This window comes from Pseudomonas putida, assembly GCF_028682475.1.
GTDB classification, from domain to species: domain Bacteria; phylum Pseudomonadota; class Gammaproteobacteria; order Pseudomonadales; family Pseudomonadaceae; genus Aquipseudomonas; species Aquipseudomonas putida_AG.
Genome location: NZ_JANHLE010000036.1, coordinates 34,870 through 51,044 on the forward strand (window position 1 = coordinate 34,870; position 16,175 = coordinate 51,044).

The 16,175-nt window shown below is 60.9% G+C and carries 14 protein-coding genes and 1 riboswitch; of the genes, 5 read left to right on the forward strand and 9 right to left on the reverse strand.

The window, feature by feature from the left end; genetic code table 11:
* Nucleotides 1-222 precede the first annotated feature (222 nt).
* Nucleotides 223-434, forward strand: a riboswitch (cobalamin riboswitch).
* Between the two features lie 95 nt (nt 435-529).
* The 4 genes from cobW to NPS47_RS22675 all read left to right on the forward strand — a co-directional run bounded on the left by cobW (nt 530) and on the right by NPS47_RS22675 (nt 7,033).
* On the forward strand, nt 530-1,597 hold the full coding sequence (gene cobW, locus NPS47_RS22660) for a cobalamin biosynthesis protein CobW (RefSeq protein WP_274296989.1): 1,068 nt from the start codon (nt 530-532) through the stop codon (nt 1,595-1,597).
* Between the two features lie 3 nt (nt 1,598-1,600).
* The gene (gene cobN, locus NPS47_RS22665; protein WP_274296990.1) at nt 1,601-5,362 is read left to right on the forward strand and encodes a cobaltochelatase subunit CobN; all 3,762 of its coding nucleotides are present in this window, start codon (nt 1,601-1,603) and stop codon (nt 5,360-5,362) included.
* A 1-nt stretch (nt 5,363) separates the two neighbouring features.
* A complete protein-coding gene (locus NPS47_RS22670) occupies nt 5,364-6,368 on the forward strand; it encodes an ATP-binding protein (protein WP_274296991.1) in 1,005 nt (334 codons plus the stop codon).
* Nucleotides 6,369-6,466: 98 nt separating this feature from the next.
* Complete coding sequence (locus tag NPS47_RS22675) at nt 6,467-7,033, forward strand: vWA domain-containing protein (protein ID WP_337993424.1); 567 nt, start codon at nt 6,467-6,469, stop codon at nt 7,031-7,033.
* 134 nt (nt 7,034-7,167) lie between these two features.
* On the opposite strand, the gene NPS47_RS22680 is transcribed toward NPS47_RS22675, so the two are convergent.
* Nucleotides 7,168-7,434, reverse strand: coding sequence for a hypothetical protein (locus NPS47_RS22680; RefSeq protein ID WP_274296992.1), 267 nt, complete (start codon nt 7,432-7,434; stop codon nt 7,168-7,170).
* Nucleotides 7,435-7,747: 313 nt separating this feature from the next.
* On the opposite strand from NPS47_RS22680, the gene NPS47_RS22685 reads away from it, so the two are divergent.
* Complete coding sequence (locus tag NPS47_RS22685) at nt 7,748-9,073, forward strand: sigma-54 dependent transcriptional regulator (RefSeq protein WP_274296993.1); 1,326 nt, start codon at nt 7,748-7,750, stop codon at nt 9,071-9,073.
* A 92-nt stretch (nt 9,074-9,165) separates the two neighbouring features.
* Here NPS47_RS22685 and NPS47_RS22690 read toward each other — a convergent pair whose 3' ends face one another.
* The 8 genes from NPS47_RS22690 to pnuC form a co-directional block, all read right to left on the reverse strand.
* Nucleotides 9,166-10,446 (reverse strand): transporter, encoded by a 1,281-nt coding sequence (locus tag NPS47_RS22690; protein ID WP_274296994.1) that lies wholly within the window; start codon nt 10,444-10,446, stop codon nt 9,166-9,168.
* A 47-nt stretch (nt 10,447-10,493) separates the two neighbouring features.
* Nucleotides 10,494-11,240, reverse strand: a complete 747-nt coding sequence (locus NPS47_RS22695) for a hypothetical protein (RefSeq protein ID WP_274296995.1) — start codon at nt 11,238-11,240, stop codon at nt 10,494-10,496.
* A gap of 45 nt (nt 11,241-11,285) precedes the next feature.
* Complete coding sequence (locus NPS47_RS22700) at nt 11,286-11,966, reverse strand: C39 family peptidase (RefSeq protein WP_274296996.1); 681 nt, start codon at nt 11,964-11,966, stop codon at nt 11,286-11,288.
* A gap of 63 nt (nt 11,967-12,029) precedes the next feature.
* Nucleotides 12,030-13,568 carry a heme utilization protein gene (locus NPS47_RS22705; RefSeq protein WP_274296997.1) on the reverse strand — a complete coding sequence of 513 codons (1,539 nt, stop codon included), beginning with the start codon at nt 13,566-13,568 and terminating at the stop codon, nt 12,030-12,032.
* A gap of 52 nt (nt 13,569-13,620) precedes the next feature.
* On the reverse strand, nt 13,621-14,193 hold the full coding sequence (locus NPS47_RS22710) for an adhesin (RefSeq protein WP_274296998.1): 573 nt from the start codon (nt 14,191-14,193) through the stop codon (nt 13,621-13,623).
* A gap of 1 nt (nt 14,194) precedes the next feature.
* Nucleotides 14,195-14,632: a hypothetical protein gene (locus NPS47_RS22715; RefSeq protein WP_274296999.1), complete on the reverse strand. Its 438-nt coding sequence runs from the start codon at nt 14,630-14,632 to the stop codon at nt 14,195-14,197.
* 294 nt (nt 14,633-14,926) lie between these two features.
* Nucleotides 14,927-15,478 carry an AAA family ATPase gene (locus NPS47_RS22720; RefSeq protein ID WP_274297000.1) on the reverse strand — a complete coding sequence of 184 codons (552 nt, stop codon included), beginning with the start codon at nt 15,476-15,478 and terminating at the stop codon, nt 14,927-14,929.
* Entirely contained in the window at nt 15,475-16,041 is a 567-nt protein-coding gene (pnuC, locus tag NPS47_RS22725) for a nicotinamide riboside transporter PnuC (protein WP_274297001.1), read from the reverse strand. The genes NPS47_RS22720 and pnuC overlap by 4 nt, the downstream gene beginning before the upstream one ends.
* Nucleotides 16,042-16,175: the final 134 nt, after the last annotated feature.

Genomic DNA, 16,175 nt, shown 5'->3' on the forward strand with positions numbered 1-16,175 from the left:
TTATTGTTTTAATTTATCAATTCGGTTTTTGTAAAAATATGTAACTTGCGCTGTTGGCTACTTATGTCGCAGGCGTTGAACAGAAGTTGTTATGAGGCTGGTGGCTTGTAGGAAGTAACTTACAGTCAAATATTTAAGTGCTGGATGTGTGTTTGGGTGCGTGAATAAACAATATTGCTACAACAATAATGCGACAAACATTGACCCGCCTCCCAAGCATGCGTAGCCTTGCGCTTTCGAGGTTCTTCGGCACGTGCCGAAGCTAAGAAGGGAACGCGGTTCAAGCCGCGGCTGCCCCCGCAACTGTGAACGGTGATGTTTACTGCCACGCCACTGCCGGCTCTATCGAATGAGCGGGCGGGAAGGCGCAGCGAACCTCAGGCCAAGGCCTGAACACCGTCAGCCAGGAGACCTGCCTCGAACAGTTTCCGACATAAACCGGGCGGGGTGATCCGGTGGCGAACGCGCCCAGGTAGTGATGCCTTTGGCTCTCGTCCCGCATGCCCGCCATCCTGCCAAGGGCATCGACATGAAAACACTGGCCAAACTCCCCGTCACCATCGTTACCGGCTTTCTCGGCTCGGGCAAAACCACGCTGCTGCGGCATATGCTCGACAACGCCCAGGGGCGGCGCATCGCGGTGATCGTCAACGAGTTCGGCGAGCTGGGCATCGACGGCGAAATCCTCAAGCAGTGCAGCATCGGCTGCAGCGAAGAAGAGGCCAATGGCCGCGTCTATGAACTGGCCAACGGCTGCCTGTGCTGCACTGTGCAGGAAGAGTTCTTCCCGGTGATGCGTGAGCTGGTAGCCCGCCGTGGCGATCTCGACCATATCCTCATCGAAACCAGTGGCCTGGCCCTGCCCAAACCGTTGGTGCAAGCCTTCCAATGGCCGGAAATCCGTAACGCCTGCACGGTTGATGCAGTGATCACCGTGGTCGACAGCCCGGCGGTGGCCGCAGGCACCTTTGCCGCTTACCCGGAGCAGGTCGACGCCCAGCGCAAACTCGACCCGAACCTGGACCACGAGTCGCCGCTGCACGAACTGTTTGCCGACCAGCTGGCCAGTGCCGACCTGGTGGTGTTGAACAAGGCTGACCTGATCGCCGCCGATGATCTGGCCAAGGTCCGCGCCGAAGTACAGGAAGAGCTGCCGCCAGCGGTCAAAGTGATCGAAGCCAGCAGCGGCCGTCTGCCGCTGGACGTGCTGCTGGGCCTGGGCGCCGAATCGGAAGCGCATATCGATGGCCGTCGGACTCACCACGATTCGCACCATGACGGCGATGACCACGACGATCATGACCACGATGCCTTCGACTCGATCTCCATCGAGCTGCCGCAAGCCGACGAGAGCCTGCTGCTCGATGCCTTGACCCAACTGGTGGTGCAGCACGGCATTCTGCGGGTCAAAGGCTTCGCAGCGATCCCCGGCAAACCGATGCGCTTGCTGATTCAGGGTGTGGGCACGCGCTTCGACAAACACTTCGACCGCGCCTGGCGCAGCGAAGAGCCGCGCACCACGCGCCTGGTGCTGATCGGCCAGGAACTGGATGCGGACCAACTGGAAGCGAGCCTGCGCGCCGCCTTGAGCGTCTGATCCATGCACCTGCTGCGGACCCAGCCCGGTGGTTTTGTACCGGACGACAGTATTGCCGATCTCGGCCAGACCCCGGCCGAGCTGGTCATTCTCTGCAGCGGTGACTCGCACCTGGCACTGCTGGCCGAAACCGCCCAGCAGCTGCCCGAGGATTTCCCCAGCCTGCGTCTGGCCAACCCGATGCAAGTACAGAACCATGCCTCGGTCGACCTGTATGTCGACGAGGTGTTGCGCCATGCCAAGGTGATTCTGGTGTCACTGCACGGCGGTGTCGGCTATTGGCGCTACGGTGTCGAGCAGTTGCTGGAGCTGGCGGCCCGTGGCGTGCAGTTGATCCTGGTACCGGGTGATGATCGGCCCGACCCGGAACTGACCAGCCTGAGTACCGTGTCGGCAGAGCAGGCCGAGCGGCTCTGGCACTTTTTGCGCCAGGGCGGCAAGGCCAACGCCCTGAACCTGTTCAACTACCTGGCCAGCCAGTGGTTGCAACGTGATTACCCCTGGGGCGAGCCGCAACAGCTGCCACGCACGGCGGTGTATCACCCGCGCAAAGCCAGCGCCGAGCTGGCTGACTGGTTTGCCGAGTGGCAGGTCGAACACCCGGTGGTGCCGATCCTGTTCTATCGCTCTCACCTGCAAGCGGCCAACACGGCTTTTATCGATACCTTTTGCGAGCGCTTGCAACTGGCGGGGCTTAATCCTTTGCCGATTGCAGTGGCCAGCCTTAAAGAGGCCGCTTGCCTGGCTCAGGTCGAAGACTGGCTCGATCAGGTCGACGCCGCCTTGATCATCAATACCACCGGCTTTGCCCAGTCCAGCCCCGAGCAACCGCACTTGCGGCCGTTTCGCCGGGATGTCCCGGTGCTGCAGGCGATCTGCGCCCAGGACAACCAGCCAGGCTGGGAAACCAGCGAGCAAGGCCTGGGTGCCCGCGACCTGGCCATGCACATCGTCTTGCCGGAACTGGACGGGCGCATCATCACCCGGCCGATCAGCTTCAAGGACCTGGCCTGGCGCAGCGAGCGCAGCCAGTCGGACGTGGTCTGCTATCGCCCGCATGCCGAGCGCATGGACTTTGTCGCTGAACTGGCGCGGCGCTGGTGCGCGCTGGCACAGTTGCCCAACCAGGACAAACGCGTCGCCCTGATCCTGGCCAACTACCCGACCCGCGATGGGCGTATCGGCAACGGCGTCGGCCTCGACACGCCGGCGGCAGCCTTGAATATCCTCCGTGCTCTGCAAGTGCAGGGTTATCCGCTGAGCGCCTTGCCCGACAGCGGCACGGCGCTGATCCAGACGCTGCTCGGCGGCGTCAGCAATGATCTGGACAGCCTGGACCAGCGCCCCTGCCTGCAAAGCATGGCGCTGGAAGATTACCGTGCTGCCTTTGCCGCCTTGCCCCAGGCCAATCAGGACGCTGTGCGCGAGCGCTGGGGCGAACCGGAGCAGGACCCGATGTTCCGCAGCGAGCGGATGATGGTCGCTGGCCTGCGCTTCGGCCTGACCTTCGTCGGTATCCAGCCGGCCCGAGGCTATCAGCTGGACCAGAGCGCGGTGTACCACGATCCCGATCTGGTGCCGCCGCACGGTTACCTGGCGTTCTATTTCTGGCTGCGCCACGGCTTTGCCGCCGACGCCTTGATCCATGTCGGCAAGCACGGCAACCTCGAGTGGCTGCCGGGCAAGGGCGTCGGCCTGTCTGCCAGTTGCTGGCCGGATGCGTTGATCGGGCCGCTGCCCAACATTTATCCGTTCATCGTCAATGACCCCGGTGAGGGCGCCCAGGCCAAGCGCCGCACTCAGGCGGTGATTATCGATCACCTGATGCCGCCGTTGACCCGCGCTGAAACCTACGGGCCGTTGCGTCACCTTGAAGCACTGGCCGACGAATATTACGAAGCGCAACTGCTCGACCCCCGTCGAGCCCGTGAGCTGCAACGGGACATTCTTGAGCTGGTGCGCGATAACCATATCGACCGTGAGCTGCAGCTGGAAGGTGCCCTGGACGATGCCGCCGTGTGGCTGCCGCGCCTGGACACCTACTTGTGTGACCTCAAGGAGTCGCAGATCCGCGATGGCCTGCATGTGTTTGGCGAGTCGCCAGACGGACGCCTGCGCATCGATACCTTGCTGGCGTTGTTGCGCGTCGAGCGTGGTGATGGCCGCGGCGCCAATGCCAGTTTGCTGCGAGCCTTGGCCAGAGCGCTGGCGCTGGGCTTCGATCCACTCGATTGTGCCCTCGGCGAACCCTGGAACGGCCCGCGCCCGGCGTTGTTGGAGGCGCAGGACGAGGCGCTGTGGCGTACGGCGGGGGACACCCGTGAACGCCTGGAGCTGCTCGCCGGTCATTACATCGCACACACGCTGGCAGGCACCGCTCAGGTGCCGCAGGAGCCACAGTGGTCAGAGGTGCGCGCCGTCCTCGAGGCGCTGCAACAAACCATCGCGCCGCAACTGGATGCCTGTGGCCCGGCCGAACTGCAAGGGCTGCTGGCAGCCCTGCAAGGCCGCTTCGTTCCGGCCGGCCCCAGTGGTGCCCCCAGCCGCGGGCGCCTGGATGTGCTGCCGACCGGGCGCAACTTCTATACCGTTGATGTGCGCAATCTGCCGACCACTACAGCCTGGCGTATCGGCTTTGCTTCGGCCAACCTGATTCTTGAACGTCACCTGCAGGACCACGGCGATCACTTGCGCCAGCTCGGCCTGTCGGTCTGGGGCACGGCGACCATGCGTACCGGTGGCGATGATATCGCCCAGGCCATGGCCCTGCTCGGCGTGCGCCCGGTATGGGCCAGCGGCAGCCAGCGGGTCGACGACTTCGAAATCCTGCCCTTGAGCCTGCTGGACCGGCCACGGGTGGATGTGACGTTGCGGGTGTCGGGGTTCTTCCGCGATGCCTTCGGCAACCTCATCAAGCTGTTCGATGCCGCGGTGCAGGCGGTGGCCGCGCTGGACGAACCTGATGACCTCAACCCGCTCGCCGCCAGGGTGCGCAGCGAGCGTGCCGAATTCGAGCGTCAGGGCATGAGCCAGGAGCAGGCAGCGCGTCAGGCGGGCTGGCGGATTTTCGGCGCCAAGCCCGGGGCCTATGGTGCCGGCGTGCAGAACGCAATCGATGGGCACTTGTGGCATGAGCGCAAGGACCTTGCCGAGGTCTACCTCAACCACGGTGGCTATGCGTACGGCGCTGCGGATGAAGGGACACCCGCGCGGGCCGATTTTGCCCGGCGCTTGAGTCAGGTCCAGGCGGTGATCCAGAACCAGGACAACCACGAGCATGACCTGCTCGATTCCAACGACTACTACCAGTTCCAGGGTGGCATGCTGGCGGCGGTGGAAAGTTTGGGCGGCAAGCCTGCGGCGAGTTACCACGGCGACCACAGTCAGCCCGACCGTCCGCGCATCCGCACCTTGAAAGAAGAGCTCAACCGGGTGATCCGCGCCCGTGCGCTCAATCCGAAATGGATCGACGGGGTCAAGCGTCACGGCTACAAAGGTGCCTTTGAGCTGGCGGCCACCATCGACAACCTGTTCGCCTTCGATGCCACCACGCACCTGATTGACGATCACCATTACCAGTCGCTGGCCGAGGCCTATGTGCTTGACGCGGCGACCCGCGACTTTATCCGTCAGCACAACCCCCAGGCGCTGCGCGACATCACCGAGCGTTTGCTCGAAGCCCAGCAGCGCGGTCTGTGGGAGCAACCGGGGGACTACCGAGAGGCCCTCGAAGAGCAACTGCTGGACGGTGAAGAAGAGACTTGAGATGACTGAACCTGCACATTTTCCGCTGTCTGCCGTGGTCGGCGCCGAAGCGTTGAAGCTCGCCTTGTGCCTGACCGCCATCGATCCGAAAATCGGTGGCGTGTTGATCGAAGGCCCACGCGGCATGGCCAAGAGTACCTTGGCCCGGGGTCTGGCCGATCTGCTCGGTGAGGGGCCGTTCGTGACCCTGCCGTTGGGCGCCAGTGAAGAGCGCCTGATCGGCACGCTTGACCTGGACGCCGCGCTGGCCCAGGGCAAGGCGCAGTTTTCTCCAGGCGTGCTGGCCAAGGCCGATGGCGGCGTGCTGTATGTCGATGAGGTCAACCTGCTGGCCGATCACCTGGTTGACGTGCTGCTGGATGTTGCTGCCAGCGGTACCAACCGGGTCGAGCGCGATGGCATTTCCCACCGCCACAGTGCCCGGTTCGTGCTGATTGGCACCATGAACCCGGAAGAGGGCGAGCTGCGCCCGCAGCTGCTCGATCGCTTCGGGCTCAACGTCGCCCTCGACGGCCAGCCGGCGCCCGAGGCCCGTGGGCAGATTATCCGTCGGCGGCTGGACTTCGATGCCGACCCTGAGGCTTTTTGCCTGCAGTGGGCTGAGGCACAAGCGCAATTGCGCGCCCGTTGCCAGGCTGCCCGTGAACAGTTGACCCGGATTGCCCTGGACGACCAGGCCCTGGCGCAGATCACCGAGCGTTGCTTTGCTGCCGGGGTCGATGGCTTGCGCGCCGACCTGGTGTGGCTGCGCGCCGCCCGCGCGCATGCCGCCTGGCGCGGTGCCGGGCAGATCGATGCAGAGGATATCGAGGCGGTGGCCGAGTTTGCCTTGCGTCACCGCCGTCGCGAGGTGCCACAACCGCCTGTGCACAGCCCGGCGCCGGAACCTCAAGGCGGCCATGGCGCGAATACCCAGCAAGGGCAGGGCGCCTGGGGCGAAATGCCGCCGCAAGCGACAGCGACCGGTGCTCGCCGCGAGGTGCCGAACTGGGCAAAAAAGCCCTGAGCATCCGTCGCCCGCGCACGGCGGATGCCAGGCCCCGGCCAGGAGCGATCAAGCAAGGACCGCGCGGGCGCGTCCGCGAGGCCGCCCAAGGCGCAACCGTGGCCTGGCCGGCAACCTTGCTCAAAGGCCGTCCCCGTCAGCGCCGAGACCTGTGCTGGCAGCAACGTACGGCCAGCGCTCATGAATTGTGGTTGGTGATTGTCGATGCCTCGGCCTCGACTCGGCGTTATCAGGCCTTGAGCCAGGCCAAGGGCCTGCTGGCCGGTTTTTTCGATCAGGCTTACCGGCAACGCGCGCGCCTGACCCTGCTCACCGCCAGTGGCCATGCGCCGCGCTGGCAGCGCCATGGCCTTAAAGCCTCGGCTGCCTTGCAGCCTTGGCTCGACAGTCTCGGTGCAGGTGGCGGTACGCCCTTGCTGGCTGCTTTGGAGCAGGCGCGGCACTGGCTGCAGGCACGCCAGCGTCAATATCCGCATGAGCAGCAGCGTTGCCTGGTGCTGACCGACGGTCGGCTTAACGCCTGGGAGCCGCTGCAACCGATGCCGTGTCCGAGCCTGTTAGTGGATATCGAGCGTTCGCCGGTGCGTCTGGGCCGCGCGCGTTTATTGGCGCAGCAATTACAGGCCGACTACCGGTCGATTGAAAGTTTCAAGGTGATTGGATAAATAAGGCGCATACAGAAACTGTACGAAAGTGTCGCTGCGACCTGATGCCGCAGTCTAACTTTTGCAAAAGCTAACTTGCTTGCCGCGCATCACGAAGATGCGCGGCCATGATAGTAAGCAGGTCGCGCTGATACTTACTTTGGCATTGACCAGGGTTGCAGTTGGCAACCTTGTTTTTTCAGCTCCGCGCGCATCTCTTCAATCAGGCTGGCCAGTTGGTCGGGGTCGGAGTAGGTGCTGCACGGCACCTGCTTGCCACCAATGCGGGTGCTGGTCCGGTCGATCACTGCCAGGCTCAGTTCACCTGTACCGTTAGGCGAATCCCAGGCAACACACTGGAAGGGTTCGAAGGCGTGGTCGGCAATCAGCAGTGCTTCGTTGACACGGAGCGGGGCGTTCATGGGTTCGGTCTCTCTGTGGGCCCAAACAAGATAATAAACAACCGCCTCAGCGGTGAGTTACTTGTACTGATGCACGCAGTACAGGGTGGAGTCACAAGTATCTTCAACTATTTTTGATTGCGTGCAGAAAACGCGTTGGCAAGTGCCGCGTGAGACGCTGAAAGTTCAAGGAAATTCCCCGGCGAGCCAGAGTATTGACACTTTGCGGACAGACGGTAGTGGGCGTTTGACGCATCGTTGCTACTGTTACAGACGGGCCCGCCAACTTGCTGTTTCTACATAAAATTCCAACAATTGGCGCCAAGGAAAGGTCATGCTTGAACCTGCATCGAACCGCCGCCTGCTGATCGTCGATCCTTGCGATGATTGTCACCGTTTGTTGCCGGGCCTGCGCGAGGTCGGCTGGGATGTTCACAGTTGTACCTTGTCTTCGGCCCTGGAACATCCTTGTGATGTCGGCTTGCTGCGCCTGCAAGCCTCGCACCTGCAGCGCCCGGATGCGGTCAAAGACCTCATCAGCCGCAGCAATACCGAATGGATTGCGGTGCTCAGCGCCGAAGAGCTGCGCATGCAGAATGTCGGTGACTTTGTCTGCGAATGGTTCTTCGATTTCCATACCTTGCCGTTCGATGTCTCGCGGGTGCAGGTCACCATTGGCCGGGCCTTCGGCATGGCGCGCCTGCGTGGCAAGGGCAATGCACAAGCGGATGGACTTGAGCACGAATTGCTGGGTGACAGCCGTCCGATTCGCGAGTTGCGCAAATTGCTCAGCAAACTGGCGCCCACCGAGTCGCCGGTGCTGATTCGCGGCGAGAGTGGCACCGGTAAAGAACTGGTGGCGCGAACCCTGCACCGCCAGTCGCAGCGCCATGACAAACCCTTCGTGCCGATCAACTGCGGAGCCATTCCCGAGCACCTGATACAGTCCGAACTGTTCGGCCATGAAAAGGGCGCGTTTACCGGGGCGCACCAGCGCAAGATAGGCCGCATCGAGGCCGCCAACGGCGGCACGCTGTTTCTCGACGAGATTGGTGATCTGCCTCTGGAGTTGCAGGCCAACCTGTTGCGGTTCCTTCAGGAAAAACACATCGAACGGGTCGGTGGTGGCCAGCCGATTGGCGTCGATGTGCGGGTACTGGCGGCAACCCACGTTGACCTGGAAAACGCCATCGCCCGCGGGCGCTTTCGTGAGGACCTGTATTACCGGCTCAATGTCCTGCAGGTGGTCACTGCGCCATTGCGTGACCGGCATGGCGACCTGTCGATGCTGGCCAACCACTTTGCCCATTTCTACAGCCTGGAAACCGGACGGCGGCCGCGCAGTTTCAGCGAGGACGCCCTGGTGGCGATGGGCAAACACGACTGGCCAGGCAATGTACGCGAACTGGCCAACCGGGTCAGGCGTGGCCTGGTGCTGGCCGAAGGCCGGCAGATCGAGGCTCAGGACCTGGGGTTGCTCAGCCAGCATGCGTTTACCGCGAGCATGGGTACCCTCGAAGATTACAAGCATCGGGCCGAGCACCAGGCGTTATGCGATGTACTCAATCGGCACAGCGATAACCTGAGCATTGCCGCCAAGGTCCTCGGGATTTCCCGGCCTACCTTCTACCGGTTGCTGCATAAGCACCAGATTCGCTGAGCCTGTACTGTCTTGTGGGAGCGGGCTTGCCCCGCGATAGCGGTGTGGCAAGCATACCGCTATCGCGGGGCAAGCCCGCTCCCACAGCAGCATCAGAAGTAGTAGGGAAACTTCAGGCTGAAGGAAAAGTCTGGCGAGTCTTCGGTCAGGCCAATGGCCAGGTTCGGGACGATGGTCAGGTTGTCGGTGGCGGCAAGGGTCATACCGATGTTGAAGTTTGCCGAGTTGTAGTCGCTGCTGGTAATCGATTGCCATTCGCCACCATCGGGCTTGATCTTGCTTTTGCTGGCAAACTGGTCGGTGAACGAAAACGACATGCTCATCTTCTCGTTCAAGGCAAATGCAATACCGGCACCGACCTGCCAGGAGTTGCCGAGTTTCACGTCACCCGGCACTTTGCTGTTGATCGTGGGGCTGATATCGCTGAACGAATCTTCCATGTTGTAGGTATAGGACAGGCTGCCGAAGAGCACGGCAGGGTCAAAGGTCTTGACCAGCGAGATACCCGGTGTGATCGCCCAGACACCATTGCCGGTCGGCAGGTCTTCAGGTACCGACAGGTTGTCGTTATTCGGGTCATTGACCAGTTTGATGCCATAGGGGTCATCACCGGTCGGTGCCTTGACCCGCAAGGTGACGACCGCGTCAGGCAGGTTCTCCGATTCATCGAGGAATTTGTAGGCAACCCCGACGTTGATATCACCGATGGTCGGGTCGCGGGTGACGGTCGCGTCGGAGGTGACCGGGCCGGCACCCCCTGCACCGCCAGAGGAGTAGGTGGACTCACGGTAGACCACGGGGACGTTGATATCGAACTGCCAGCGCTGGTCCAGGTTGTAGCGGGCGGTCAGGTCCAGTGTCCAGTTATCTGCCTTGATGCGGTCGAGGTTGATATTGCCGAGGAAAATCGAGTCCAGTGCCAGGAAACCATTGAGTACCAAGGCACGGGTATCGTAGTGCGTGTAGGTCAGCCCGGTTTCGACACTGAACTTGCCGCCACCGAAGAAGCCGCTGGCTTCGTCATACAGGTTGGAAACGCTTTGCGCCGGTTCCGAATCTTCTTTCAGCGATTGGCCGTAGGAACTGCCGGTGGTTCCTGGCGCGCCTGCGGCCACCGTCTGGCCACCCCTGACCGTTTCGGCGGGGGATTTGGTCAGGCGTTTGGGAGCCGGTGTCGCGGGTGTTTCTTCGACCTGGCGTACACGCTGCTCAAGTACCATCAGCGCTTGTTGTTGTGCTTCGTAACGCTGTTTCAACTCCATGAGTTCTTGTTTTAGTGCTTCGACCTGAGGGTCCGGTGCTGCGTAGAGCAATGTCGCCGGGGTCAGGCTACTCAAACAGACGATAGCTCTGAACGTTAACGATCGGTGCATGGGGTTAGCCGTCCCTTCTGACTACATTTGATGAGACTGAGCGTAGATCAGAATCCGAGAGTGCGAATTCCTTTGAGCTGGTCCAGGCTGCCGTTCAGCGACTCGGCTGTCGGCACGTTGTCACGCAGCACGACATTGAGAGAGGTGAGGTTTCTGACCTGGTTGCCGCCGCCAAGTAACGTGGTGTTCTGCATCAGGCCACCCTGGGCCAGGCGTTGCATGGTGCTGCCCTGGTTGTTGTTGGCGGTGATGTTCAGTTGTACACCAGTACCGGTCGAGGAAACGCTCAGGGAGCCTGCACCATTGGCGCCAACTAACGTCGAACCTGCGGCCAGTGCCTCGCCCCGCTGTTGTGCAGCCGGCGCCTGGTTGGCCTTGGTGACGTTTATATCCACGGCATTGTAGGCAGTGTTGTTGTCGCCAGCGGCCCGCACCACTTGTGTGACGCCTTCGGTGCTGTTGAGACCGCTGCCACCGGTGACGGTGCCGGTGCCGGGTGTTTGCGAACGCGCCGTGCCGCTGCCTTTTTTGTCGATCATCGACACATAGAACTGTGGCTTGATGGTCGATTGTTGAATCTGCATCGAGGAGGTTGCCCCGATCACTTCACCATTGGCATTTTGCCAGGTGCTGGTCATGACAACGCCGAAACTGATGATCCGCCCCGGCATGACATAGCGGCCACGCAGATTCGCCAGTTCCTGATCCTTAAGTTCGATGGGTTTGAAAGTCTGGGCCTGGCTCGGCAGGCTGGCGGCCAGACAAACCACGACTAGCCAGATTGGAGTCTTCATTGGATGCTCCTGGAGCCTCGTGCTCCTTTATCATTAGAAGAGTCATTAGAAGAAGTCGCTTTGGATGAAGCCGAAATCCATCAACTCTGCGTCTTGCACTGGGCTGAAGCCGTTGATGCGGTTCTTGGCGGTCAGCGGCATGGGGGGATCGAGCAAGGCATTGGTTTTGTCGTAACCCTTGCCGATAACGGCGAAGATGATGCCGTTCCAGCCTTTGACAAAGTCGTCGACTTTGTAGCGTTTATGACCGAGCACTGGATCACCGACGTAAGCCCAGCCTTTATCGACGCGTTGCAAGACTACAAAATGTTTGTAGCCACGCACGTCCATCAGTACCACCACCGGAATGCGGATACTGTGCAAGGTCTCGGGGGCCACCCGGTAACCGCGGGCACGCATGCCCAGGCTTTCCACGTAACGCTTCATGTCGAGCATGGAGAAGCCCTGAACCCGTACAAGGTCCTGATCGGCGTGTGCCAGCATGCCTTCGATGATCTGTTCTTCATTCACGTCCAGCCAGTAGGCCTGACGCAATATCGTTGCCAGCGACGCAGCGCCGCAACTGAAGTCGGTTTTCTGTTGCACCAGGTCGGCGAACTTGCGCTCACGTACACTCTGGATCGGCTTGAATATCACCGCACCACCCGGTAACACGGCAAGTGGCATCTGGGCCGCTTCACTCTGGCTGGCCAGGCAAAGCAAAAACGCCAAGGCGATGATGCGCATAGTTGGACGCCTTCCGGTTGGTTGAGAAAAGGCCCCCCGAAGGGGGCCTCCAGGCCACAACAATCAGAACGATTGGTTGGAGATGGCCAGCGAGTTGCTTTGTTGGTTGCCGACACCGGCAGCCACGTTGACGCCGAGGTTGCCGCTGCCGCCGTTCACCGAACCGCTCAGGGTTGCAGTGTTGGTCACAGGGTTAGCCCAGCCGGTTGGGGTCAGCACTTGGAACGAGATGCTGTTGCTCAGCTCAAACGAGTTGGCTTCGCTGAAGCTCTTCGAAATGCTGTCCGAAGACTCGGAAGAAGCTTCCTTGGCTTTGTCATACGAGGCGGAGGCCGATTTTTCGAACGAGGACTCGAACGCCTTGTCGAACGACGATTCGCGCGACTTGTCGTAGGAAGACTCGCGAGTTTTATCGTAGGACGACTCGTGAGACTTGTCGAACGAGACATCGAGGGTGCGATCAAACGAAGAATCGCGGGTCCTGTCGTACGACGAGTTCGACGAGGATTCATGCGATTTGTCGATCGATGCGTTGAGCGAAGCGGTGAGAGAAGCGTCGGCACTCTGGCTGCGGGTGTTTACGTTGCCGTTGTTGTCGCGGGTTGAGGAACGATTGGCTTCTACAGAAGCGTCCAGCGATACGTCCAGCGTAGTGTTCGAACTAGAGCTGTGATCGCGGCTGTTGGTGCCACTGGCCGACGAGCTGTTGGTGCCACTGGCAGCTGCGCTGAGCGAACCACTGGACGACGAGCTGTTGGAGCCGCTGGCCGACGAGCTGTTGGATCCGCTGGCCGACGAGCTGTTCGAACCGCTGGCACTCCAGCTATTGGAGCCGCTGGCATCAGCATTCCATGAGCCGCTTTCGCTCGAGCTCGAAGAAGAGCTCTTGTCTACGCTTGCGTCAAAGGTCCCTTCACGGGAGAACGATCCGCTTTTGGTGGTGGTGAAGGTCAACGTATCGATGGTGTAGGTCCGGTCGGCACTATTTACCACTTCCAGGCCAGGGCCGCTTTGATTGGCAGAGGCGGTGGCGGTTGCGTTACCCAGCGGAGCATTGGTGTTGGCAATTGCCATGGTGTTTTTCTGCTGGTTGAGGTCGCCGCCAGCAATGTTGATACCCATGTTGCCGCTACCTTCGCTACCCGATCCGCTCATCACAGCAGAGTTCTGGGTGCTGAAGTTGTAGACCTTGTTGTTGTTGCTGTATTGCGTGACTCGGGCAGTGGCTTCGGATGTGCCGAACACGAAGCTGTTGTCGATGGCGCTGGAATCGGAGCCAGCGTTGGCGATGGCGGCCGCGTTGTCTTGTTGGTTGCCGGCGCCTGCCGCCACGTTGACACCGACGTTGCCGCTGGTGCCTGACGCGGAGTCGCTCATTTCAGCTTCGTTGATGGTCCCTTCGTTGCGGATTTTGTTACCGGTGCTGCTTTGCCGGTCGTGCGCATTGGCAGTGGCGTCGACATAGAAGGCTTTTGGAGGAGGGGTGTGGTTGCCATGATGGTGGCTATTACCACGCCGATCGCCGTTTTCAGCTTGTACAGCAACAGCCATGACCGCAGCAATTGCGAAAACCAGAGGCTTGAGTGCCATCGAGGGTTTCATGGTGATTCTCCGTACTTTATTTTAGGTTAAGTGTTGTTCTTACCTGTTTGGGTCAGTCCACGACCCGTACGCTCAGGGTGTTGGCCATGCGGTTTCCCACCCCTGCGCTCTGATTCAACTGAATCACCCCGCGGCTACCGGTGAATGCCTGGTCACTGGTAGTGACCTGGCGATGGCCGGGTGCTGAGCCAGTTGGATCGGAGCTGTTGAGCAGCGTCACGTTCTGTTGCATGAGGACGCTGTCGTCGATACTTTGCGGCTGAGTACTGAGGCTGATACGCAGTGCGTTGGCTTGTTGGGTGCTGGCGCCGGCGCTCTGGTTGACACCCAGCGCGCCGCTGCCGTTACTGAAGGAATCGCCCTGGATGCTGGACCGGGCATCGATGGCGGGGTCGACCTGGGTACGCAGGCGTTGGCGAACCTCGGTGGTCGCGCTGGCGTTATGACCCGTGGCGAAGGCCCGCACGTTGGCCTGCTGCTGTAGATCGCCAGCAGCCTGGTTGACGGTGAGGTTGCCCTGGTACTGCTTGCCGGAATTGTCGATGGTGGCGTTATCGACTACAGGGGACTGGGCGAAGGCCGGTGCACTGCAAATGGCGGCCAGAATCAGCAACGTGTGCCTCATCTCACTTGCCTCCGGTCAGGATCTGCAAGGGAGCCAGGCCTTTCTGCACACTGGAATTGACCATGTTGGAGATGCCGTTGCCGCCGCCTGTGGAACGTCCACCGGCGAGATTGGGCAATTGAGTCTGGTTGCTGATATGACCGCCCAGGTTGTTGGTCTGTTGCGTGACCAGTGAGCTAATGCCCGCGCCGCTGCTGATACCGGCGAAGTCACCATCGCTCAGCTCGTTGGTTTGTTTGAGGATGTGCGCGGACGGGTTGGCATTGACGGTGACCGGGGAGGGATCGGGAACCAGCGGCGCGCGCGTCGCCATCCGCGGTTGCACATCGCGGGTAATGATGATGATTCCGTTCTCGGCCTGGACAGGTAAGCTGAAACTTGATCCCAACACGCATCCGACCAGCAGGAAGCGATAAATGCCTTTTTCAAATTTCTCCACGACGGCAATTCCTTCTTGAGTCGCTGGCCTGTTCAGCGTTGCGAGTAGGACAGCAGAAGGTGTGCCGCTTTTGCTTATTACCGAGAATTCAAAAGGTTGAGAGCTTTATCGGTACGTGCCGGGATTTTGTTGTATCAAGCATGAGACACATTTTTACCCTACGGCCGCTTGGCAGGCCGCAGGCTGCGCCGCAAGGGTTTTTCAAGGGTTGTATCAGGGGATTAACACCACCACCGAATTTGGGGAATGTCGCGCAAATACGGGGCATTTGACCCAGTGGGGTGTATCAGGGGGCTAACACTCGGTGGCGCACGCCGGGGATTTGCCATTGAGTAAATGCTGCACGGCACTCAGGGCTGCCGTACTGCGCTGGGCCCAGTCACCGCCAATGACCTGTACAGGCTGGTGATTGCGTTGCAGCCAAGCGAGGCTGTCAGCAAAAAATGCCTGACGTTGTTCCAGGGCCGGTTGGCAGCGCTGACCATCGCCGACCCAGATGACACCCGTGGGGTCGAGCAGCAAGTGTAGGTCATAGCGGCGCGCAAGCAGGGCCTGTTCGATCCAGGCCGGGCAATCACCGAACAGTACCCGGCTCCACAGCAGGTTGCTCAACAGGTGTGTGTCAAGAATCAGCAGCTCGGGCTGGCGGGCACGGGCGGCGTCTTCCCAGGCCAGCTGGCCGCGGGCGATTGCCGGAATATCGGCATAACAGGTATCGCGGCGATGTTCGTCGATAAAGTGACGTACATATTCACTGACCAGTTCCCCACCGAAGTGGGCCTGGATTTCATGGCTCAACCAGCTCTTGCCGCTGGACTCGGGACCACTCAGAACCAGGACCTTCATGCGCTGGCCAACGCCGGGTCGCGGCGCCACTCGCGCCAGCCCTGCACGGCGATCAAGGTGAACAGGGCATAGAGCGCTGCGGTCAGGTACAGCGCTTTGTACAGGAACAGGCCAACGAAGATCACGTCCAGCACGATCCAGAGCGGCCAGCACTGCACGCGCTTTTGTGCCATCCACAGCTGCGCGACCAGGCTGAAAGCGGTCAGCGCTGCGTCCAGCCAGGGTTGCGCGGCGTCGGTCCAGCTGGCCATGGCCGCCCCCAGCGCCAGGCTGCCGAGCAAACCCAGACCGAGACTGAAGAGAATGGCCTGGGAATCCAGGTGGGTGACCTGACGGGCTTCGCGCTGGCTGTCCGGGCGTGTCCATTGCCACCAGCCATAGAGCTGCAGCACGGCATAGATCAGTTGCAGAAGCATGTCCGAGTACAGGCGCACTTCAAAGAAGATCCAGCTGTAGAGCAGCACCATCACCAGACCGATGGGCCAGCACCAGGGATTCTGTTTGGTCGTGAGCCACACGGCGATAACGCCGAGCACGGCGGCGAACAGTTCGAGGCCGGACATCGGCGTTCCTTGGCAGGTTCGGGAGGAGGGCGGGGATTGTACCTTGTGGCACGGCAGATACCACACCCCTTGCTCAGCGGTGGGAGCGGGCTTGCCCCGGGTACAAACCGGGGACATCCTTTACATTTCAAACC

Bases quoted from the DNA above. Each gene is read 5' to 3' on its own strand.
- NPS47_RS22700 (WP_274296996.1), bottom strand. From the start codon at position 11,966: ATGCGCATCATCGCCTTGGCGTTTTTGCTTTGCCTGGCCAGCCAGAGT.
- cobN (WP_274296990.1), top strand. From the start codon at position 1,601: ATGCACCTGCTGCGGACCCAGCCCGGTGGTTTTGTACCGGACGACAGT.
- NPS47_RS22720 (WP_274297000.1), bottom strand. From the start codon at position 15,478: ATGAAGGTCCTGGTTCTGAGTGGTCCCGAGTCCAGCGGCAAGAGCTGG.
- NPS47_RS22695 (WP_274296995.1), bottom strand. From the start codon at position 11,240: ATGAAGACTCCAATCTGGCTAGTCGTGGTTTGTCTGGCCGCCAGCCTG.
- NPS47_RS22690 (WP_274296994.1), bottom strand. From the start codon at position 10,446: ATGCACCGATCGTTAACGTTCAGAGCTATCGTCTGTTTGAGTAGCCTG.
- NPS47_RS22680 (WP_274296992.1), bottom strand. From the start codon at position 7,434: ATGAACGCCCCGCTCCGTGTCAACGAAGCACTGCTGATTGCCGACCAC.
- NPS47_RS22710 (WP_274296998.1), bottom strand. From the start codon at position 14,193: ATGAGGCACACGTTGCTGATTCTGGCCGCCATTTGCAGTGCACCGGCC.
- NPS47_RS22685 (WP_274296993.1), top strand. From the start codon at position 7,748: ATGCTTGAACCTGCATCGAACCGCCGCCTGCTGATCGTCGATCCTTGC.
- cobW (WP_274296989.1), top strand. From the start codon at position 530: ATGAAAACACTGGCCAAACTCCCCGTCACCATCGTTACCGGCTTTCTC.
- NPS47_RS22705 (WP_274296997.1), bottom strand. From the start codon at position 13,568: ATGAAACCCTCGATGGCACTCAAGCCTCTGGTTTTCGCAATTGCTGCG.
- pnuC (WP_274297001.1), bottom strand. From the start codon at position 16,041: ATGTCCGGCCTCGAACTGTTCGCCGCCGTGCTCGGCGTTATCGCCGTG.
- NPS47_RS22670 (WP_274296991.1), top strand. From the start codon at position 5,364: ATGACTGAACCTGCACATTTTCCGCTGTCTGCCGTGGTCGGCGCCGAA.